Source organism: Sphaerotilus sp., from assembly GCF_034519685.1.
Taxonomy (GTDB): Bacteria; Pseudomonadota; Gammaproteobacteria; order Burkholderiales; family Burkholderiaceae_C; genus Sphaerotilus.
Window position 1 is genome coordinate 1,927,101 of the sequence record NZ_JAXHOF010000006.1, and the last position, 21,037, is coordinate 1,948,137.

General features: G+C 65.0%; 17 protein-coding genes. 7 read left to right on the forward strand and 10 right to left on the reverse strand.

The features are described 5' to 3' along the window. Nucleotides 1-155: 155 nt before the first annotated feature. Together edd and U5O44_RS19735 are read left to right on the forward strand one after the other, a co-directional pair. Entirely contained in the window at nt 156-1,973 is a 1,818-nt protein-coding gene (gene edd / locus U5O44_RS19730) for a phosphogluconate dehydratase (RefSeq protein ID WP_322590096.1), read from the forward strand. A gap of 59 nt (nt 1,974-2,032) precedes the next feature. Next, complete coding sequence (locus U5O44_RS19735) at nt 2,033-2,656, forward strand: bifunctional 4-hydroxy-2-oxoglutarate aldolase/2-dehydro-3-deoxy-phosphogluconate aldolase (protein WP_322590097.1); 624 nt, start codon at nt 2,033-2,035, stop codon at nt 2,654-2,656. A gap of 59 nt (nt 2,657-2,715) precedes the next feature. Here the strand turns inward: U5O44_RS19735 and U5O44_RS19740 are convergent, their stop codons facing one another. From U5O44_RS19740 to U5O44_RS19780, 9 genes are all read right to left on the reverse strand, one after another. Then, nucleotides 2,716-3,804, reverse strand: a complete 1,089-nt coding sequence (locus U5O44_RS19740) for a FlgD immunoglobulin-like domain containing protein (protein ID WP_322590098.1) — start codon at nt 3,802-3,804, stop codon at nt 2,716-2,718. Beyond that, a complete protein-coding gene (locus U5O44_RS19745) occupies nt 3,804-4,730 on the reverse strand; it encodes a TolB family protein (protein ID WP_322590099.1) in 927 nt (308 codons plus the stop codon). Before U5O44_RS19745 ends, U5O44_RS19740 begins: the two co-directional genes overlap by 1 nt. After that, nucleotides 4,727-5,179, reverse strand: coding sequence for a hypothetical protein (locus tag U5O44_RS19750; RefSeq protein WP_322590100.1), 453 nt, complete (start codon nt 5,177-5,179; stop codon nt 4,727-4,729). Before U5O44_RS19750 ends, U5O44_RS19745 begins: the two co-directional genes overlap by 4 nt. Nucleotides 5,180-5,205: 26 nt before the next feature. Next, on the reverse strand, nt 5,206-5,904 hold the full coding sequence (locus tag U5O44_RS19755; protein ID WP_322590101.1) for an ATP-binding cassette domain-containing protein: 699 nt from the start codon (nt 5,902-5,904) through the stop codon (nt 5,206-5,208). Beyond that, nucleotides 5,888-7,450, reverse strand: coding sequence for an ABC transporter permease subunit (locus tag U5O44_RS19760; RefSeq protein ID WP_322590102.1), 1,563 nt, complete (start codon nt 7,448-7,450; stop codon nt 5,888-5,890). The genes U5O44_RS19755 and U5O44_RS19760 overlap by 17 nt, the downstream gene beginning before the upstream one ends. Nucleotides 7,451-7,518: 68 nt before the next feature. Continuing rightward, a complete protein-coding gene (locus U5O44_RS19765) occupies nt 7,519-8,607 on the reverse strand; it encodes an extracellular solute-binding protein (protein WP_322590103.1) in 1,089 nt (362 codons plus the stop codon). 202 nt (nt 8,608-8,809) lie between these two features. Then, entirely contained in the window at nt 8,810-12,322 is a 3,513-nt protein-coding gene (locus tag U5O44_RS19770) for an RHS repeat-associated core domain-containing protein (protein WP_322590104.1), read from the reverse strand. A 32-nt stretch (nt 12,323-12,354) separates the two neighbouring features. Beyond that, complete coding sequence (locus U5O44_RS19775) at nt 12,355-12,774, reverse strand: hypothetical protein (RefSeq protein ID WP_322590105.1); 420 nt, start codon at nt 12,772-12,774, stop codon at nt 12,355-12,357. A 19-nt stretch (nt 12,775-12,793) separates the two neighbouring features. Continuing rightward, nucleotides 12,794-15,172: a PKD domain-containing protein gene (locus U5O44_RS19780; RefSeq protein ID WP_322590106.1), complete on the reverse strand. Its 2,379-nt coding sequence runs from the start codon at nt 15,170-15,172 to the stop codon at nt 12,794-12,796. 995 nt (nt 15,173-16,167) lie between these two features. Here U5O44_RS19780 and U5O44_RS19790 point away from each other — a divergent pair. Next, entirely contained in the window at nt 16,168-17,118 is a 951-nt protein-coding gene (locus U5O44_RS19790; protein WP_322590107.1) for a cation diffusion facilitator family transporter, read from the forward strand. On the opposite strand, the gene U5O44_RS19795 is transcribed toward U5O44_RS19790, so the two are convergent. Beyond that, nucleotides 17,119-17,949, reverse strand: coding sequence for a YiiX/YebB-like N1pC/P60 family cysteine hydrolase (locus U5O44_RS19795; RefSeq protein WP_322590108.1), 831 nt, complete (start codon nt 17,947-17,949; stop codon nt 17,119-17,121). Nucleotides 17,950-18,157: 208 nt separating this feature from the next. On the opposite strand from U5O44_RS19795, the gene U5O44_RS19800 reads away from it, so the two are divergent. Genes U5O44_RS19800 through U5O44_RS19815 form a run of 4 tightly spaced genes read left to right on the forward strand, consistent with a single transcriptional unit; the run spans nt 18,158 to nt 21,021 of the window. Further along, nucleotides 18,158-18,415 carry a PepSY domain-containing protein gene (locus tag U5O44_RS19800; RefSeq protein ID WP_322590109.1) on the forward strand — a complete coding sequence of 86 codons (258 nt, stop codon included), beginning with the start codon at nt 18,158-18,160 and terminating at the stop codon, nt 18,413-18,415. 38 nt (nt 18,416-18,453) lie between these two features. Beyond that, nucleotides 18,454-18,993 carry a cytochrome b/b6 domain-containing protein gene (locus U5O44_RS19805; protein ID WP_322590110.1) on the forward strand — a complete coding sequence of 180 codons (540 nt, stop codon included), beginning with the start codon at nt 18,454-18,456 and terminating at the stop codon, nt 18,991-18,993. A 19-nt stretch (nt 18,994-19,012) separates the two neighbouring features. Next, nucleotides 19,013-19,675, forward strand: coding sequence for a response regulator transcription factor (locus U5O44_RS19810; RefSeq protein ID WP_322590111.1), 663 nt, complete (start codon nt 19,013-19,015; stop codon nt 19,673-19,675). A gap of 5 nt (nt 19,676-19,680) precedes the next feature. Then, nucleotides 19,681-21,021, forward strand: a complete 1,341-nt coding sequence (locus U5O44_RS19815; RefSeq protein WP_322590112.1) for a sensor histidine kinase — start codon at nt 19,681-19,683, stop codon at nt 21,019-21,021. The last annotated feature ends 16 nt before the right edge of the window (nt 21,022-21,037 follow it).

A 21,037-nucleotide genomic window follows, 5' to 3' on the forward strand; every position in this document is an offset into this window, starting at 1 on the left:
CTGCAGCCATTTCTGCAGGGGCTGGCGCACATGCTGTGGTCTGGCACGGACGGTGCGTGCGCTGGCGGGTAGCCCTGGTCGCAGGGACGGAAAGATTTGACGATGTAACTTAGTTACGCTTTAATCGACAATCAAGTTTCACGACCGCCAACGCCATGAAAACCCAGATTGCCGACATCACCGCCCGCATCCGTGAACGCAGCCGCCCGCAGCGCGAGGCCTACCTTCGCCGGACCCGGGCCGCGGCGGCCCAGCCGCGGGGCGCTGACCGCATGGGCTGCGCCAACGTGGCCCACGCCTTCGCCGCGCTGCCGGGCGCCGACAAGTTCCGCGTGGTGGCCGAGAAGGCGCCCAACATCGGCATCATCACCGCCTACAACGACCTGCTGTCGGCACACCAGCCCTACGAGGGCTACCCGGCGCTGATCCGCGACGAGGCCCACCGCCAGGGGGCCACCGCGCAGGTGGCCGGCGGCGTGCCGGCGATGTGCGACGGCGTGACGCAGGGCTTCGCCGGCATGGAGCTGAGCCTGTTCTCGCGCGACACGATCGCGATGGCGGCGGCAGTCGGGCTGGCGCATGACGTGTTCGACGCCGCGCTGCTGCTGGGCGTGTGCGACAAGATCGTCCCCGGACTGCTGATCGGGGCATTGCAGTTCGGGCACCTGCCGTGTGTGTTCGTGCCGGCCGGGCCGATGAGCACGGGGCTGTCCAACAGCGAGAAGTCCAAGGTCCGGGAGCAGTTCGCCCAGGGGCTGGTCGGCCGCGACAAGCTGCTCGAAGCCGAATCCGCCGCCTACCACGGCGCCGGCACCTGCACCTTCTACGGCACCGCCAACTCCAACCAGATGCTGCTGGAGTCGATGGGCCTGCATGTGCCCGGCACCGCCTTCATCCATCCGCACGCCGGCCTGCGCGAGGCGCTCACCCGCGAAGCCGTGCGCACCGTGCTGTCGATCCGCAAGGGCCAGCGCTTCACGCCGATCGGCGAACTGGTGGACGAACGCTGCATCGTCAACGCGATGGTCGCGCTGCTGGCCACCGGCGGCTCCACCAACCACCTGATCCACTGGGTCGCGGTCGCGCGCTCGGCGGGCATCGTGATCGACTGGACCGATTTTTCCGAGCTGTCGGGCTGCACGCCGCTGCTGTCGCGGGTCTACCCGAACGGCAAGGCGGACGTGAACCAGTTCCAGGCCGCCGGCGGGCCGGGCTTCGTGCTGCGCGAGCTGCTCGACAGCGGCTGCCTGCACGGCGACGTGCTGACGGTGGCCGAGGGCGGCATGGCGGCCTATGGCCGCGTGCCGACGCTGGGTGCGGACGGCGCGCTGGTGTGGCACGACCTGCCGAGCACGCCGATCGACGACACCATCGTGCGCACCGCGGCGGCGCCGTTCAGCGCGTCGGGCGGCCTGAAGCTGCTGGCCGGCAACCTCGGCCGCGGCGTGATGAAGGTCAGCGCGGTGCCGGAAGACCGCCACATCATCGAGGCCCCGGCCATCGTCTTCGACAGCCAGGAAGCGCTGCACGTCGCCTTCAAGGCCGGCGAGCTGGAGCGTGACTTCGTCGCCGTCGTGCGCTTCCAGGGCCCGAAGGCCAACGGCATGCCCGAACTCCACAAGCTCACGCCGCCGCTGGCCGTGCAGCAGGACAAGGGCTTCCGTGTCGCGCTGGTCACCGATGGTCGCATGAGCGGCGCGTCGGGCAAGGTGCCGGCCGCCATCCACGTCAGCCCCGAGGTGCTGGCCGGCGGCCCGCTGGGCAAGGTGCGCACGGGCGATCTGGTGCGCGTCGACGCGGTCACCGGCACGCTGGACGCGCTGGTGCCGGCCGACGAATGGGCGGCGCGCGCCATCGAAGGCCGCTCCGACGCGCTGGCCGAGGACGCGGGCCACGGCATGGGCCGCGAGCTGTTCGGCGGGATGCGCCGCAACGTGCTGACCGCCGAAGAAGGCGCCGTGACCTGGCTCTGAGCCCGGACCGGTCACGCGCCCCTCGAACCTCCTTTGAACCCGTCAACCTGACCACGCCCATGAACACCCTCGAACTCGCCGCCTGCGGCCCCGTCATCCCCGTCATCGTCATCGACCGCGTCGAAGACGCCGTGCCGCTGGCCCGTGCGCTGGTCGCCGGCGGCGTGCGGGTGCTGGAGGTGACGCTGCGCACCCCGGCCGCGCTCGACTGCATCCGCGCCATGGTCGCCGCCGTGCCCGAGGCGATCGTCGGCGCCGGCACCGTGCGCTCCATCGCCGATGCGCAGGCCGCCAAGGACGCCGGCTGCCAGTTCGCCGTGAGCCCCGGCTACACGCCCGAGATCGGCCGCACCTGCCTGGACATCGGCCTGCCGCTGCTGCCGGGTGTGTCCACGGCCAGCGAAGTGATGATGGCCAATGCCGACGGCTACCGCTTCCTGAAGCTGTTCCCGGCGACGGCGGTGGGCGGCATCAACCTGTTGAAGGCCTTTGCCAGCCCCTTCCACGACGTCGTGTTCTGTCCGACCGGCGGCATCACGCTGGAGACGGCGCCGCAGTTCCTCGCGCTGCCGAACGTCAAGGTCTGCGGCGGCTCCTGGCTGACGCCGGCCGACGCGGTCAAGTCGGGCGACTGGGCGCGCATCACCCGGCTGGCGGCCGAGGCGCAGGGGTTGAGGGGGTAAGCGCCGCAAAGTCTGTCCGGATGCGGCATCCATCTAGGCTGCCCTTCCGCGCAGCACTGTCACTTCTGTACTGCGATGGTTTTGGTCCCAACCCTGCCTGTGAACCCGGTGAGGTTCACAGTCAGCAGGTGGCGGCCGCGTGACAAGCCTGCGGTGTTCCATAGCCAGCCGATAGGTACATACCCGTTCTCTTCTTCCGAGACGAAGTCGCCATTCACGAAAAAGGCCACTTCGTATAGTTGCTCCTGCATCAGCCACCGGTCCTCGGGATGGAGATCAACCATGACGCGAACCTCGTCAGGTGTCTTCCGGGCCGGATTCAAGGGCTTGCCGGTCTTGTCCAGGAAGCGCACCGTGATTCGAGGCTCCCGATCCTTGTAGCGCGCCATGTAGTGCTGGCGTGCAATGCGAATGCCACCGCGTTCCAGGGGCGTTGCCGCGCCGCCATCCACGGGTGTGTCTGGCTTCTCGGGCCAACCCTGGGCGGTGCGCCACGTTCGATAATCCAATCCAGCTTGGCCGGTGGTGATGACGCTGAAATCCGGCAGCTTGAACGCAGTAGCCAGCAGCGCAAGCCGGTCGGTACGCAGGTCGATCTGACCACTCTCGTCAAAGCCATTCCAGCGGAGCAGGTTGCGCCCCGCCGGGCGTGGCCGCCAAACGGACAGGGACCGTATCATCGCGCCGTGTTTCACGCCCACCCGAATCAGCACGCGAGCGGCACTTTCGACGGTATAGGCAATGTCGCCGTTCGAGGTGATGCTGGGCTTCAGATCACTGAGCACTTCGCCGCCAGTTCGCCGGCAGGGGTTGTCCTCAGTTCGAACGTTGGCCGTCTGAAGCGTCACTCGGGGGCAGTAGGCTTCGTCGGGGACGGGCCGGCCGCGCGAGTCCCGCCCGTCCCAGGTCAATTCGTGCTCGCCGGCCTTGGCGTCCGGTTTCACTAGGTGGCGCACCACATCCCCATCTCCCGTCAGTACATCGAGTGATAAAGCACCGTCGTCGGTGGTGCGCACGGTGTACACCACGTTGGCGTTGTCTGTGCTGTTCAGTTCGGTCGCACTCACACTCAACAGCTTCACTTGCCCAAGCACCATCAGCGGGAAAGTCAGCAACGAGCAGGCGATGGCAACACGAAATCGACTCATTACAGGCACCTCAAGGCACGAAAGGACTTCAAGCCAGGTAAGGACAGTTCCACTTCTTGACCGTCTTGCGTCAAACTGACAATGGCTGCGCTGCCCGGGGTCGACTTCACGAAGTGCAGGTTTCCGCCACACAAGGCCGGCGAAACAGCCTGGCTTAAGGGGGAGCGGGTCAGTTGCTGCACACTGCTGCCATCCAAGCCCACTTGCCATAACTGGTGGGTGCCGCTGGTGTTGCTGCTGAAGACGACTCGGCGTCCGTCCGTCACCGGCCCTTGCGACAGTGCGTTGAGCAGGGTCAACTGTCGGGCCTTGCCCGTCAGCAGGTCGCGTGTCCAGATCTCCACCAGCAGTTCCTCGCAACCGGCCGAGCAGCCTACGCTGGCGTAGACCAGCCAACGTTTCTGATGCACGAAGGGGTCGTGTTGCGCGCCAGGTTGGCTGGCAATGCGCTCGGGTTGATCGGCGCCGCTGGTGTAGCGAATGATCTCGGTCTCGATGCTCTTGCCTTCGGCCATCTCCACGACGTAAACCTCACGGCCGTCGGCGGACAAGCAGGGCTGGATGAAGCTGCGCCTGGTATCGGCGCGCGCCAAGACTGATTCTTCGCCTGGGCGCGCAGTGCCCAGGCGAATGCTGCCGTCGGCAGCCGAATAGACGAACTTGCTACCGTTCGGAACCACGCAGGCCAGGCGGGGCTCCAACTGGGTGGGCAGGCGCACTGCAACTCGGCGCTCATCGATGTGATACAGGCCCCAGATGCCGGCGGCGTCCTGGGCCACGAAGCTCATGCCGATTGGCAGGCCAGGCGAGCTCGGCGGGTCGGATTCGGGCTGCGACAGTGCCGCCGTCGCGGTCACCAGCAACGCCAGCGCAAGGCAGGCCGCCCGCAGATGCCGTGTGCCCTTGGTCAACGAGATGTTCTTCACTTGCCCTCCCTGCAGTACTTTTCCACCTCTTCCAACGCGGCATCCACGCCCCCGCGCATGGGCTGGGATGGTATGAGCCTCCGCAGGCGGGCTTCGAACGCTTCCACCGCCGGGTATTCGGGCTTTCGCCACGACGCCAGCTCAACCACCCTTACTGCCTCGTGCAGGCGGGGAATGCAGGGGTGTGACACGCCTGTCTGCCGTACCGCTTCTTCGAACGCCGTGCGTCGGCCATTGCGGCGGTACGGGGATTCGGGCGTATCGATGGCCTGTTCAGGCGGGATGGGCGTGCCGCGGACGACCGACTCGACCACCAGCGGTTGAGCCCGTGGCACTTGTGTCAACGCCCACACGACGAGCAATGAGTCCATTTGCCAGGGGTGCCAGGTCTGCATCAGACGTTCGGCGGCAAGTGCGTGCTGAACCGCGCCACCCAGCGCCAGCGCCACCCCCCATCGAAGCAGAAATGGCCACTTCATTGCAGGCTGACGAAACGTTCGATCCACGGCGTGGCTGGCATGTGTTGCAGCGCCTGCCAAGGACCGGCCTGTGTCAGTCTGCCGTCCTCGATCACCCAGAACAGATCCTCTGCCTGTGGCCGTCGCACCTGGTGGCTGACCTGGATCATGCCCATGCCCTCACGCAGGGCCAGGTCGCCAAAGACCAGGGCCAGATCGTGGGCGATCACCGGATCGAGGTTCGAGAACGGCTCATCCAGCACGGCCCAGGGTGAACGTGCGGCAATGACCCGTGCAAAGGCCAGCCGCTGCCGCTCGCCGCCCGACAGGGTCGCCGGGTAGGCGTTTCGACGATGACCCAAGGCGACCATGTCAAGCACCTTGAAGTCGTTGTCACTGGGCTTCGCACTGCGTCCACGGGTGCGTGCGAAAGCGACATGTTCACTTGCACGCAGGCTGGGCCACAGCCCCAGCTCCTGCGGCAGCCATCCGAAGGGTCTTTTGTCGGGCGGTGCGAAACTGATGTCCGCCCCTTTCCATCGCAAGCCCCGTACCCGGGCCTGCGGCTCCAGTCCCATGACGGCGCGCAGCAGCGTCGACTTGCCCCCGCCTGAGGGGCCAATGATGGTGAGCCGCTGCGCCGCCGCCACTTTCAGCCCGGCCACCTGCACAGCAAAACCCTTGCGCTGCACCTGCAATTCATCGATTTCCAGCATCGCGCCTCCCCCAGAAAACCAAGGCCAGCATGATGCCCAGTGCCACCGTCAAACCCTGGACCAGGGCCAGCAACATCACGCCACGTTGGTCGCCATAGTGCAGCAGGTTGTACAAGCGCAGGATCACGGTTTCCATGCCCGGCGGCACGGTCAGCACAGTGGCGGTCAATTCCGCCAACGACAGGCCGCCGCAGAGCAGGAACGCCGCGGTCAGACCGGGCAGTGCTGCAGGCAGGTGTACATGCCGCAGCGCGGGCCAGCCCCGGGCACCCAAGGCCCGCAACTGTTCCACCGGCGCACGCGGTTGCACCTCACGAAAAGCCAGCAGCACCCAGGCCGCAAAGGGCAGTACACGCAACGCATGGGCCAGCACCAGCGGTGCGGCTGGGTCTGCCCAGTCGGGTGCGGACCAGCCGGCCAGCGCGATGCCGGTGAGTGCCGACGGCCACAGCATCATCACCCAGAGCAACACGTTCAATATCGGCACTACGCCGCCGCCGGCCCGCACAGCCGCACTGGCCAGGGCCCAGGCCCATGCACAGGCCAGCAAGGCCGACAGTCCGGCCACCCAGAGGCTCGAAAACAACGCGGCACTGGCATGCGCCGGCCAGCGGCCGGTGGACTGGAGGCTGCCCCAGGCCAACAACAGCAAAGGCAAGGCGGCGAGCGCCAATGCGGTAGCAGGCAAACATGAACGCAGCCAGACTGGCGGCTGTGCCCAGTGGCCGATCCAGCCCAGCGAGACCGCTCCCGCCGCCGTCGCACGCAGCCGCGGCAGCCCCGCCAGCAGCACGGCGCACAGCAATGCCACCGCCATCAAAGGCCACCCCAAGGCTGCGGCCACGCTGGTGGATGGCTCCAGCGCCACCTGGCTCAGGAACTCCTCGGCGTAGACATGCACACCCAGCAAAGGCGGCAGTTCGGACTCACAAAACACCAGTGCGCCGACTGCGGCCAGTGCCATGCCGGCCAGCCGCAGCAGACGGCGCCGCGCCACCGCCCACAGCGCCCGCGCACCGCCGGTGCACAGCGCGGTGTCCAGCTCGGCACGCTCTAGACTGGCCAGACCGGTGGCAAGCAATGCGGCTGCCAGGGGTGCATAGCGCAGAGCGAGCGTCACTACCGCCAGCCCCCAACCCGCCAACCCGCCGCTGACGACCGGAAACACGGCTCGCCAGGCCAGCAGGTGGACCACTGTGCCGAAGCAGAACGAGGCCACCAGCAGCGCGGACAAGGCCATGCGCCACGCGCGGCCCTGCGGCATTAGCAGGGCCAGCGCCCACAGCGCGGCGATGGCCGTGGCGAGCAGCCCAGACAGCAGCGAAAGCAGCAGACTCTGCCCCAGCAGGCCTTGCACCCGGCTGCCCGGCCACAAGGTGCCGCCGCCAGCCAGGGCCTGATCACCCCACACCGCCAGGAGCGCGCTGGCGACACCGTGCAGCGCAGGCAGCACCAGCGGCAATGCCAACGCCGCCACTGCAACGGCTGCGGCAAGGGCGGCAAGCCGCATCGGGTTGGGAACTGCTTGCGCAGGGGCTGTCGGCATGGGCTGTTCGCGAAGGCGCAATGCGGATGGCTACGGGTTGCTGCGGTTCGCCAAAGGTCGGTATGCGACTAGAGCAGGTGCTTGCGGATCAGTTCGACGGAAGGCCCCAGGCTGGCTTCGATCTTGGCTGCATCCATGAACCAGATCTTCGGCCGTACCGAGCCGATCTCCTTGGCCATCGGCAGGTTCGCCCGCACGGGGATCTGCACCGCACCCAGTTCGATCAGGCGGGTTTCGGTCTTTTCGCTGGCCAGGTACTCCACCAGCTTCTGCGCCCCTGCCGGGTTCGGGCCGCCGGCGACTCTGGCCACCGTCATGTAGACGCCGAAGGCCCCTTCGCCCTGCTGATCCGGAAAGATCATCGCCAGCGGCTGCTGGCGCCGCAGCGCACCGATGGCGTCGTCGGTGTCGGTCAGCCCCACCCACGCGCGGCCGGCGACCACGGCGTCGCGCACATCACCGTTGCCGGGCAGGATCATCACGCCATTGGCTTTGAGTGCTTTCAGGAAGGTGGTGAACTTCGCCTCGCCCCACTGGGCGTGCAGTGCGGCGAAGTGCGTGGATGTGGTGCCGAACAGCGGCTGGCCGATGGCCACCTTGCCTTTCCAGCGCGGGTCAGTCAGGTCTTCAATGCGCTTGGGGCGGTCAGTTTCCGGCACCGATGGCGTATGCACCGCGAGCACGCGCCCCCGGATGCCGAAGCCCACGCTGTGCGGCGTGACCACGCTGGCGGGCAGGTTGAAGCCCTTGTCGAGGGTCGTGGCGGCCAGCAGGCCCTGTTTGTCGAGTCGGTGGGTGCGCAGGAACTCGGAGTTCCAGAAGATGTCGGCCTTGGGCTTGGACTTCTCGGCAGCCAGGCGGCGTTCAAGTCCCACGGTCTTGGAGGCTTCGGCGTCGAAGACCGCCGTGACCTTTTGGCCGATGGCCGCTTCGGCTTCCTTCAGGACGACTTCGGCATATTCTTGGTCGGTGGAGGTGTAGACGATCAGTGGCCTTGTTTCCTGTGCGCTGGCGCCAAGAAAAATACCAAGCGCTGCAGCAGCGAACAATTTCGGTTGTACCAATTTATTCAACGCGGCACCTAATATTGTTGCCCAGAAAGAAACTCGAAATGTCATGGATAATTCTCTCTCGCTGGTCCGGTGATATGCTTGCATTTGAATGCCCTGAAGGGGTCGAATGCCACTGCGCTAGTGATTCCATTTTTATTACGCGCTTGCCGATTGACAGCCCCGCGTCGAAATCAACCCACGCTAATACGCAATAGCCATTGCTATCATACTTAATAGTTTGCCTATCAAGCCAAGTTACAATTGTTCCATTTGCGAATTGCTTCCGTTTTTGCATGGTGGCATTATATTATGGGACGATTGTGATTGGGATGCCGCGTTGAGTTAAAATCGGTAGTTCAACGTTAGTCCAAGTTCTGCCTGCTTGGGTCCCAACCTTAATTGCAGTTCCTCGGGCGTTTCCAGCATAGATGGCGGACGCAGCGTCCCATGCCCACTTAGCCTGAATGCGGCCGTTCATCAGTGACCCGATCGGAGTTGACTCCAACGACCGTCCGAGACTGGCCGCCCGCTGCAGGTTTCCTGCGCCAGACCAAAACACCGAATTTGTGCCGCCGCTTAACCCGGCGCCAATACCCATGCTAACACCCGCGCCGGACACTCCCCAGCTCGCAGCTTCCCCCCAGTCAATGGGACAATCCGATTTTGCGATCGATTGATAGATGATATTGCCGGTGAACGCGAGGGCACCCATCGCAGCGCCTCTGCACCATGGATTGGCGATGCACGCCAAGATGGGTATGATTTCGCCCGTAGGGTCCGTATACGAAACCGGATTTCCATCAACGTAGGCATAGGTATTGACGCCGCCTGACAGACCGATGGCATCACTGGATATAAATCTTTGGATTGCCGTGCTGTAGTAGCGAGAGCGGTAAAAATACAGCGAATCTGTATCTTTCTCTCGACCAGTAAACCGGAATGGACTCGAATCTGCGCTGCTCGGCGGGACCACTTCTCCATAAGGTCCATAGCGGTATTTGTAAGTTACCGACGTGTTGTCGGCGATAGCAGTCACACTTCCTTGGTGATTGGAGAAGATCAATTTTGAGGAGCCGCTACCAATACTAGCGAGGGGCTCGTCCACCATGCCACCAAAGGTGACTGAAGCCAATACATTGGCGCCTGCGTCGAGTGAGCCGACCAAGTCGTCTTCGTCAGAAACAAACCGCTGCACGCTCCCGTTGTCGGTCTTGGATGCCCGACGCCCCATCGGATCGTAGGTATAGGCCAGCGTTCGCGTCAGGCTGCCCGCCGTTGCATTACTGAAGAATTGCACCTGCATGAGCTGGTTCTTCAAGTTCCAGGTGTAGACCGTCCTAGCGCCGGTGGTCCGATCCTGCTCCAACGTGAGGTTGCCGCGCTGGTCGTAGCTGTAGGTCTTGCTGGCATCGGCCGTCAGTCGGTGGTTGACGTCATGCGTCCGGCTGCCGTCCAAGATGTTGCCCACCGCATCCAGCGTGTAGGTGTAGGTGTCGTTGCCCTGTGTGGCCCGGGTCAGGCGGCCCAGCGCGTCATAGCTGTAATTCCAGTCCGGCCCGTCGCCAGTGATATTGGTGATGCGCCCGGCCGTGTCGAAGCTGTGCGCATAGGGCGCATTGAAGACGCCAGCATGCGTCAGGTTGGTCAACTGCCCCGCGGCGTCGAAGCTGTAGCTGGCGGTGGAGCCGTTGGGGTAGGACAGCTTAGTTCTGCGCCCCAACTCGTCGAAGTCGAAGCCGAAATTCCCGGCGGGCGAGGCGATCTGCGTCACCAGGCCGCGGGCGTCGCGGGTGTAGGTCTGGGTCTGACCCAGGTAGGCCAGGCCGATGCGTTCACCCTCGGCATTGCGGGTGATGGTGTTGGTCTTGCCTCCGCTGGTCTCGGTGACGACCCGACCGGCGTTGTCATAGGTGTAGCTCACCGTGCCACCGGGGCCACTGGCGCTGAGCAACTGGTTGACAGCGTTGTAGCTGAAGTTGATGACCTCGCTGCCCGCGGTCTCGCGCGTGACGCGCTTGTTGTTGTCGTACTGGTAGCTGATGCTGGTGTTGTCGGGCCAGGTGATGCTGCTCAACAAGTTGTCAGTGCGGTAGGCATAGCTGGTGCGCCGGCTGTCGGGGGCGATCTCGGCGCTGCGGCGGCCGAAAGCGTCGTACTCGTACTGGGTGACCGAACCTTTGGCATCGGTCACGCTGGTCAGCCGGCCCGCCGCATCGTAGGTGAAGGCCGTCACCTGGCTCATGGGATCGGTGACTCGGGTTACCCGATCCAGTGCGTCGTAGGCATAGCGAGTGGTCTCGCCCGCCGCGTTGGTGGCGGTGGCGACACGGCCCAGCGCGTCGTAGGTCATCGTGCTGCTGCGGCCCAGCGGGTCAGTGACCTGGGTGGGAAGGCCGCTGGCGGTGTAGGCGATCGAAGTCTGCTGTCCCAGCGCGTTGCGGATGGCGGTGACGTCACCACGGGCGTTGTAGGCGATGGCCGTGTTGGCGCCAGCCGGATCGGTGGTGGACGTCAGGTTGCCGCGGCTGTCATAGGCCAGCGTCACCACACGGCCGCTGGGCGAGGTCATTCGTACCGGACGGGGGTCATTGCCCGTGTACTGAATGGTGCTGTTCTGTGCCAGCGGGTTGCGGCTGGCCGTCAGGCGGCCGAGGCTGTCGTAGGTGCTGGACCAGGTGCGGTTCAGCGCGTCGACCGTGGCGGTGATGCGGCCGTTGTCGTCGAAGGTGTAGGACGTGGCCCCGCCGATGCCGTTCACCTCACGGGTGATCAGGCCCAAGGCGCCATAGGTGAAGCTGGTGGCGACGTTGAGCGAATCGCGCCGCGTGACGGTCCCGGCGAGCGGAGTATTGGTGGTCGGCCTCGTGTAGGTGATGCGGTCGGCGCCTTCGGTGTACGAGGCCACCTGGTTGCCCGTGTAGGTGAAGGTGACCCGCACCACGTTGCTCGGGTCGGTGACCGACAGCAACTGGTAGTAGGTGTTGGCGTCGGCTGGTGGGCGGTAGGCCTGCCATGTGTAGCCCATCACGCCGTTCGCAGGGTCAGTAATCGAGGTGAGGTTGGCGTTGGTGTCGTAGCTGTACCGCCAGACGCGCCCCGTGTGGTCGGTGACGCTGGCCACAAGGCTGGCAGCGTTGTAGGCCATCGTCAGTGAACGGCCGTTTCCGTCGTCGATGCGCACAGGCCGCAAAGAGGAGTCGTAGCTGAAACTGACGCGGTTGCCGTTGGTGTCCCAACGCTCCAGCAGCCGGCCGTCCAGCGCGAAGACATTGCGCCGGCCGTCCAGCAGCGTCATCGTGACCGAATTGGCGCCTTCCGTGATGGTCTCGAAGCGCGATGCCGGCGCCAGGAAGGTGCCGTTGGCCTGCTTGACGTAGATGAAGCGCTTGCCGTTCGCTGCCTTGAAGACGCGCTGCTGCTGGCCGCTGCTGGTGGCCGGATAAAGCGCGATGTCGAAGTCCACGGTCCAACCGTTGCCGAACAGGCCCACTACTGGGTCGTTGGAGTTGTAGGTGCGCTTGACACCGACAAAGGGCCGCCCTCGCAGAACGACGTCAACGTCGGACCAGAAGCAGTGGCCCGTGCCTACATATATGGGTGAGCCGCATGCGTTTGGATTCTCAGCGGGATTTGCTGTAGGCCGCTCGTCCGGTCCTGGCTTGGCCGGATCGTTGGATTTGGTGGTGTCATGCCCCTGGTCCCACGGAAAGTGGTAGGCCAGTGCCGGCACCGCAAGCGCCAATAGGAACGCCGCGAGCAATGCACGAAACAGGTTCACCGCATGAGATGCGTTGTCCCGCTTCCTTTCGAACTTGAACATGGATTGACCTCCCTGGACTCGTTGCGCGCGCCTCAGCGCTTGGCCGAAGGTGAGACTGCAGGCATCTGCGACGACAGGCTCGCGATCTGCTGGCTCAGTGCATCCAATCGCGCCTTCATCTGCGGATTGGCGTTCAGCCAAGTCTGCAATGCGTCGGAATTGCGGTGGGCGTAGGCGCCGAGGGTGCTCGCGTTCTGCCGGCCGCAGCTGTACATGGCCAGCGTCACCCGCGCTCGAGCGACCTCGGCACTGGAACTCTTCTGCGCGTCCGTCAGGTCCGTCTGACCCAGTTGCGACGCGCGCTCGTGCAGCCCCACGATGGTGGCTTGACGCGCAGCGATCTGGCACTCGAAGTACTGTGCGGGGGTCAGCACTTCCTGAATGTTCGAGGCAGCCAATGCCAGCGTGGGCGAGAGTGCCGCCAAGGCACAGGCTTGGATGATTCCGTTCATGTGCAAGGCCTCCGGCAGGTCAGTAGAAAACACGCTGCAGCACAAAGGAAGACAGCGAGCGGAAACCGTTGGCCTGTACTGCCGTCAGGCCCAGTCGGTAGGTGCCCGGTGCGACGTATCGGCCGTCACTGGCTTTGCCGTTCCATCGAACGGTGTTTGCTCCGGCGGGTAGGTTCGGATATTCGAGCCGGTTGATCAGCGCCCCCGTGATGGCATCACGTACCACCAGTTCCATGGTGGCGGGCAGGCTGATCGAGAACTGCACACTGCACAGGCTCGGCCCAGCCGACGAGGTCAGTGCCGTGGGGTCGAATATCGGCGGACTTGAGTTCATGGCGCTGAGCTGGACGCCATTGCGTACGAACACACCGTTGTTCGGCAGTGTGTAGCCGAAGATGCCGAACAGGAAGGAGTCCCCGGGGCCGGGTTTGATGATCTGACCGTCGGCGTTGTCGCCGCTCCAGGTGATCCGGTGGGTACCCCGCCCAAGCGGTCGCCTGGTGTAGAAAGTGACGTAACGGGTGTTCACATCGAAACTCCCCATGAACGCGGTGACCTCTGAAGCCTTGGTCAGCGTGAAGTCGATCGTCAACGGCCGACCGTTGTAGGGCTCGAAAGTCGCCGGGATGTCGGTGCGCGGCGGGTTGTACTCCTGTCCACCCGTGGTCGTAGACAGGTCCAGCCGCTGCATCGCACCATTGAGTTCATGCAGAAGGACCACTTTGTAGATGTCCTCCGGCACGTACTTTCCAGCGTCGTTCTTGCCATCCCAACTCTCACTGTAGGTGCCGGCGCTTCGGCTAGTCAGCGGCAACAGAGTTCGGATGATGGTGCCGCTGCGGGATTCGATCACCAGCGACACTTTGGTGGCCGCCGACAGAACTGTGTTAACGGCAATGGTCTGAGCCAACTGGATGTCAAGCGTGTCGGTGTCCAGCGTCAGCGACACCGAGGATGTGACCGTCAACACCTTGACGTCCTCCACTTGGCTGCCATCTGACAGTGTCATGCGAACCCGGGGGTAGTAGATCCCGCCGCTGGCGTAGCTGAAGGCGTAGTTGCTGGCCGTCGTGGCGGCATTGAAGGTGCCGTCCCCTTCTGGATCCCACTGGTAGGTCTGGATCGTTCTCCCCATCAAATTGGCAGCTTCTGCCGACAATGTGACGGCCAATGGCGCAGTTCCATTGCTGCGCGACAGGCTAAGCGCGGCCTGTGCGCTATTGGGCGAGGCCGACCTGACCTCCATGTTTGGAGGCGAGATCTCGGTGGCAGCCCCCAATGTGTCGGTGACACGCAGCCTGGGCTGGAAGGTGCCGATGGTCGTGTAGACGAAGGTCGTGTTGCCAGAGGTGCCGTTGATGGTGCGATCGTAGGTGCCGTCACCGTTGAAATCCCACTCGAAACTCGCCACACCGTTACCGTCAGTCGCAGTCGCTTTGAAATCCACTGACAGTGGCGCCGACCCGTTGGTCGGAATCGCGGACACGGTGACCACAGGCGGCGCATTGCCGATCACGATGTTCCTCACCTGCGTCTCGGTGTGTCCCGATGAATCCGTGGTTTTCAGCGAGGCTGCATAGGTACCCGGCGTGCTGAATGTGCGGCTCTGGTTTCTGCCGACGGTGTCGGTGACGTCGATCGTGCCATTGCCGTCAAAGTCCCATTCGTATCGCTCCACGACCAAGTTCGCTGCCGGCGTAGGCGTGAAACGTATGGTCGTGGGCGCATTGCCACCGTTTGGGGTGTAGGTGAAGTCCGCTGCACTGGGTGTGGTGGCTGTGACGGTTGTTTCGACGGGCACGCTGCTGGTCTTTCCATCGCTGACCGTGAGCTTGGCAACGTAGGTGCCCGCAACGTCCGCGGTAAAGGTGGGGCGAGCTGTATCTGCGCGAATGAGTGCCGCAGCACTGCCGGTCGGCGTCGAAGCCAATGTCCAGTTGTAGCTCAGGGTGTCGCCGTCGGCGTCGGAGCTGGCGCTCCCGTCCAGAATGACCTGAACCCCGGTCGGCACATGCTGAACCAGCCCGGCATTGGCCATCGGAACGGCATTGGGCAAAGCGGCTTTCACGGTGACGACTACCGGTGCGCTGTCGACTTTACCGTCGTTGACGGTCAACGTTGCCTCGTAGGTGCCTTCCAAATCGGCGGTGAAACTCGGACGCGCAGTGTCAGCGCCTGTCAACGTCGCTGCACTGTCTGTTGGCCGTGAGGTCAATATCCAGAGGTAAACGAGAGTGTCGCCGTTGGGATCGGTGCTGGCGGTGCCGTCCAGCGTGACCACTGCGCCCGGGAGCACGTCTGTCACAGTGCCGGCGTTTGCCACCGGTGCGCTGTTGCCTGTCTCTCCGCTACCTTGGCCGCAAGATGCGACGAAGCCAGACAGCAGCAGTGCGATCAACGGCCAGAAGGAAAAACGCGCACGGTATGACCAGGGTTTCGAGGCGGCGACAGTGGAGTGTTCCGATGGGATTCGCGAACGCGCTGGCCAAAACTCGAAAGACCACATCCGAGCAAGATATCCCGTCATGTTCTCAATCTCCCTTTCGACGCGCGGCAAGCGTAGGATTCCCTACGGAAGCAGAAGCGCTGTCATGTCGACTGTCATCCCGATACACATGGGGGAAGAATCGTCGATGGGTATTTAATCACTTGTCCTGTGCCACACCATGTTTGTTAATGAAAAAAGACATGCTTCCAAAGTAACTTGAAATTTTTTGGAAATTATGTATGGAGCATGTTGTTTGCTGACCTGCGACCGCCTAGGCACACGAGCCAGGTTCCAGAATATCCCGATAAAAAACCGCACTCGAGCTAAATCAGCACCGAAGAGTGAAACTTCGTGGCGCTTTAACTGACGTTGATCGACGAAGAGGTCACGCAGCGGCGCTACCCGCTGCGCGAGGTGTTCAACGCGCTGTGCTGGTTGGCCCCAGGGCAATTGCATCACCGTATCAAACAGTAACGAATGCTGTCTGAGTCTCCTGAAGTCTGGTCGGAACGGTCCGTCAGGTCACTCATCGGTCGTCTGACATGGTGTCTTTCACGTAGACCCAGCCATTTTTAGCTTGCTGCTGTAGCTTTGCGGTACGTTCAGCGCCCGTTTTCACGGGTTCCTGCGCCGGGTGTTACGTTTTGAGATGGTGATGCAATTGCCCTGTGGTTGGCCCGCACTGGTTGACGTTGGCGACTGCTCCCCAATGCTTTTCCGCTGTGGACGGCGGTCTACCTCAGTCGGCGGTAGGCATCGTCGCCCAGACACTCTGCAGGCTGTCGCGCGGGCCGACTTCACTGATCAGGACATCAATGGTCATAGCGCAGGGGCATGGGTGGGTTCAGATTCGACCGTTACGATGCCGGACTGACCGCTACCTGAGCGCCCCGGCGCCCCGCACCATGCAATTTGCCGACCACACCGACGACCCCGAAGACACCGAATATTCGGCCGAAGAGCGCGCCGCCGCCGCTGCGCGCAGCACCTGGGTCAGCGTGGTCGTCAACCTGTTGCTGACGGCACTGCAGATCACGGTCGGCATCGCGGCCAAGTCGCAGGCGCTGATCGCCGACGGCCTGCATTCGCTGTCCGATCTGGTGGCCGACTTCGTCGTGCTCGCCGCCAACCGCCAGAGCCAGCGCGACGCCGACGAGAGCCATCCCTATGGCCACCAGCGGGTCGAGAACGCGGCCTCGCTGGTGCTGGGCGTGCTGCTGCTGGTGGTCGGGGTCGGCATGGTCTGGTCGGCGTTCCAGAAATTGCAGTCACCCGACACCGTGGCGCCCGTCGGTGTGCTCGCGCTGTGGGTGGCGGGCGCGGCGCTGGTGGGCAAGGAACTGCTGTTCCGCTACATGCTGGCGGTGGCCAAGCGGGTCAAGTCGAGCATGCTGGTGGCCAATGCCTGGCATGCGCGCTCGGACGCCGCCTCGTCGCTGGTGGTGGGCATCGGCATCGCCGGCAACCTGCTCGGCTACCCGATCCTCGATCCGATCGCCGCGCTGATCGTCGGCTTCATGGTCGGCCGCATGGGCTGGAGCTTCGGCTGGGAGGCGATGCACGACCTGATGGACCGCGCCATCGACGACGAGGAAGTCGCCGCCATCCGCCTGACGCTGGCCGAGACACCCGGTGTCAGCGGCGTGCACGATGTGCGCACGCGCAAGATGGGCGACATGATCGTCGTCGATGCCCACATCGAGGTGGACGCCACGCTCACCGTCGAGCAGGGCCACGACATCGCCGTCGAGGCGCGCCACCGCGTGATGCAACGCCACCGGGTGCTCAACCTGATGACCCATGTCGATCCGTGGCACCGCCCGGATCTGGACCACCCGACGGCGGTCCGCGGCTGATCAGCGGCGGCGGATCGGCGGGAAGCCCAGCGCCGGGTAGCGCATGTGCACCGACGCGCTGGCCCAGATGCGCTGCAGCTGGTGGTTGAGGAAATCGTCTGGCGGGATGGCCAGGCGCTTCAGGAACAGCACCTTCACCGTCCTCGGGCGCACGTCGATCAGTTCGGCGACGGCCTTGTAGCACCAGTAGACCAGCTCGGAGCAGCTCAGCCGCTTGAAGTCGGTGAAGTCGAAGCCGAAGTCGTAGCCGCGTCCGACGTTGCGCAGCGCCTCGGCGATGGCCAGCGCGGCGAACTCCGCGCGCGGGATCGCCTCGCCAGACGCCAGCCGCTCGCGCAGGCTGTGCTCCTCGGGCGACAGCAGGGCCGCGTCGACGGGCGAGGGCGGGGCGCCGGCCGGCAGCGTGATGTGCTCGGGCAGCCGCAGCACCACGAGCTGGTCGCAGCGGCTGAAGGTCAGGATGTCCTCGATGAACACGCCTTCCGCCATCGCGTGGATGACCATCTGCTCGCCGGTGTGGAACAGCGCGGACTGCGCCTCGTCGCGGGCGCCGCGGCTGCGCTGGCGGGTGCCGGCCAGGGCGCGGTCGTCTTCGCCCACCGCGCCGCAGTAGAGCCCCGCATGCGAGAACTTGCCGGGGATGAACTTGCCGTCGAGGTAGTTTGTGTAGGCGCGCAGCAGGATGTCGCCCGGCTGCAGCACCCGCAGCAGCGCCCGCACATCGTCGCCCTTGACCTGGTAGGAGCCCGGGTCGTAGACGAGAAAGAACGGGAAGCGGAAGACCTTGATGTCGCCGAAGATGGTCAGGAACCACTCGGAAAGTTTCTTCACCGCCATCTCATGGGTCTCCTGCCTGGTTGTGCACTTTTGCCGGTGCCGGATGTTACCAAGCCCGATGAGGTGTCACGATTGATCAATTCGGCTTCACTTTGGCTTCATGTCGGATGGGTTCAATGCGTTCATCGACTCCCGGCCAGGGGATCGATGGACCTCAAAACCCGATCGCTCGCTCGATCACCACTCCCTCAGGAAACCTCTCATGAACAAGATCCTCGCCCTCATCGCCGCCCTGCTGACCGCCACAGGCGCCATGGCCGGCCCCGCCTGCACGGCCGCTGAAAGCCAGTGGATGAAGGAAGCCGACTTCAAGACCAAGATCGAAGGCCAGGGCTACACCATCAAGACCTTCAAGGTCAGCAAGGGCAAGTGCTACGAGATCTACGGCTTCGACAAGGCCGGCAAGAAGGTCGAGATCTACTTCGACCCGGTCACCGCAGCCCCGCTCGAATCGAAGTGATCCTGCGGCTCCCGGCCAGAACCTGACAGACTGCGACCATGCGCACCTCTTCCCCCACACCCGATGGCGTCAAGGTCTGGGATCCCTTCGTGCGGATCTTCCACTGGAGCCTGGTGGCCTGCGTCCTGACGAACTACTTCGTCATCGACGACGGCGAAGACTGGCACCAGTGGATCGGCTACGCCGCCAGTGCCCTGGTGACGTTGCGGATCGTGTGGGGGTTCATCGGCACGCGCCATGCGCGCTTCGCCGACTTCTTTCCGACCCCGACCCGTCTGCGAGCCCATCTGGCAGCGATGCGGTCGGGGTCCGCGGAGTTCCACCCCGGCCACAACCCCCTCGGGGCGCTGATGATGCTGGCGCTGATGGCGCTGGTGCTGGGGCTGGGCGTGACCGGTTTCCTGCAGACCACGGATGCCTTCTGGGGTGAGGAATGGCTGCAGGATCTGCATGACTGGCTCGGCTCGGGGCTCATTGCGCTGGCCGGACTGCACGCGGCAGCCGCCATCGTCATGGGTCGGATCGAACGCACCGCGCTGCTCACGGCAATGGTCACCGGCACCAAGCGCCGCTACTGAACTGACGCCGGCTCCGACCATGCGACTGCTGCTGCTGGAAGACGACCCGGTGCTGGGCGAAGGCCTGCGCGACTACCTGCGCACCGAAGGCCATGTCGTGGACTGGTGCCTGCGGGTGGGTGACGCCAGCCTGCTGCTGAACGAACCCTATGACGCGCTGCTGATCGACTGGCAGTTGCCCGATGGCAGTGGCCTGGACTGGCTGCGCCGCCTGCGCCAGCGCGGCGTGACCACGTCGGCGCTGATGCTCACGGCCCGCGACCTGCTCAGCGACCGCGTGCAGGGGCTGGACGCGGGTGCCGACGACTACCTCGTCAAGCCGTTCGCGCCGGAAGAGCTGGCGGCCCGGCTGCGGGCGGTCAGCCGCCGCTCGGCTGGCACGGGTGGTGAGCGCATCGACTTCGGCACGTTCCAGGTCGACCTCACCGCCAAGACCGTCTGGCAGGGACCGACACGGGTCGAGCTGACGGCGCGCGAGTGGGCCTTGCTGGAGGCGCTGGTGCTGCGGGTCGGGCGCATCGTCTCGCGCAGCAACCTCGACGCGCTGGTCATCGGCCAGGACGCCGACGTCAACAGCAATGTGCTGGAGGTCCACATCTCCAACCTGCGGCGCAAGCTCGGGCGCGGTGTCATCGAGACCGTGCGCGGACTGGGCTACCGCATGGCGACGCCGGGCACCTGACGCCCATGGACGCGGCTGCGGCCACACCGCTGTCGATCCGCCGCCGCATGGCGGCTGCGCTGCTCTGGTGTTCCGTGCTGCTGGGGGTCTTTGCGCCGCTGATGGTGGTGCTGACCATCCGCCACGAGATCAACGAACTGCTCGACGACACCCTGCGCGCCTCGGCGCAGGCGCTCTCCGGCGTCGTGCAGACGATGGCCGAGGCCCGCATTCCGCGCGGGGATGGCGCTGTCCTGCCGCCGGGGGGCGTGACGGTGAACCCGACCGGCGACTATGTCCGCGGACGTTTCGCCTGGCAGCTGCTCGACGCGGCCGGCGGGGTGCTGCTGCATTCGCCCCATGCGCCCGCTGCCCCGCTCGTGGACCAGCGCACGCTCGGGTTCACGGAAGCCGACTCGGGCTGGCGCGTGCTGGGCGTGGCGGTCGGCGACCAGGGGCAGACGCTGTATGTGGCCCAGACCCTGGAGGAGCGCACCGAGGCCATCACCGAGGCCGCGCTCAACACGATGCTGGCCTCGCTGGGGGTGTGGGCGGTGTGTGTGGTGGCGCTGTCGCGCCGCATGCGGGCCGAGCTGGCGCAGGTCTCGCGGCTGGTCGCGGATGTGCAGCGCCATGATCCGCTCGACCCCGGCCATCCGCTCCAGCCGGTGACCCGGGTGGAGCTGCAGCCGATCCGGGACGCCATCGCCGACCTCGGCGCCCGGTTGGCGGTGCGGGTGCGCAATGAACGTGCCTTCACGGCCCACGCCGCCCATGCCCTGCGCACGCCGCTGGCCGGCATGGACGCGCAACTGGCGGTGGCCTTGCGGGAATGCGCGCCGGAACAGCAGCCGCGCCTGCAGCGGGTGCGCGACGCGGCCAGCCGCTTCGCGCGGGTGGTGAGCGCCTTGCTGACGCTGTTCCGCAGCGGGGCGGAGCTGCAGCGCCAGTCGGTCGACGTGCCCGCGCTGCTGGCGCGCATGCCGGTGGCCGGGCTGGAGGTGGACATGCCGCTGGCCGGCACGACGCCCCGGCTGCAGGTCGACCCCGATCTGCTGGCCGCCGCGCTGGCCAACCTGCTGGACAACGCGGTGCGCCACGGCGCACGCCGTGTCCATGTCGGCGTCGAGCAGGACCGGATCGTGCTCCGTGACGACGGTCCCGGCCTCGCCATCGACCGGCTGGCTCAGCTCCAGACGGCGCTCGACCGCGAGGACTACGCCGGCTTCACCGGGCTGGGCCTGATCCTGTCTGATCTGGTGGCCCGTGCCCACGGCGGGCGGTTGCGGCTCGGGCACGGCGTGCCAGGCGGTCTGCAGGCCGAACTGTGGTTGCCGGCCGGCGCAGCAGGCCGCAGCGCGGCCTGAGGGCAGCCTGAGGGCG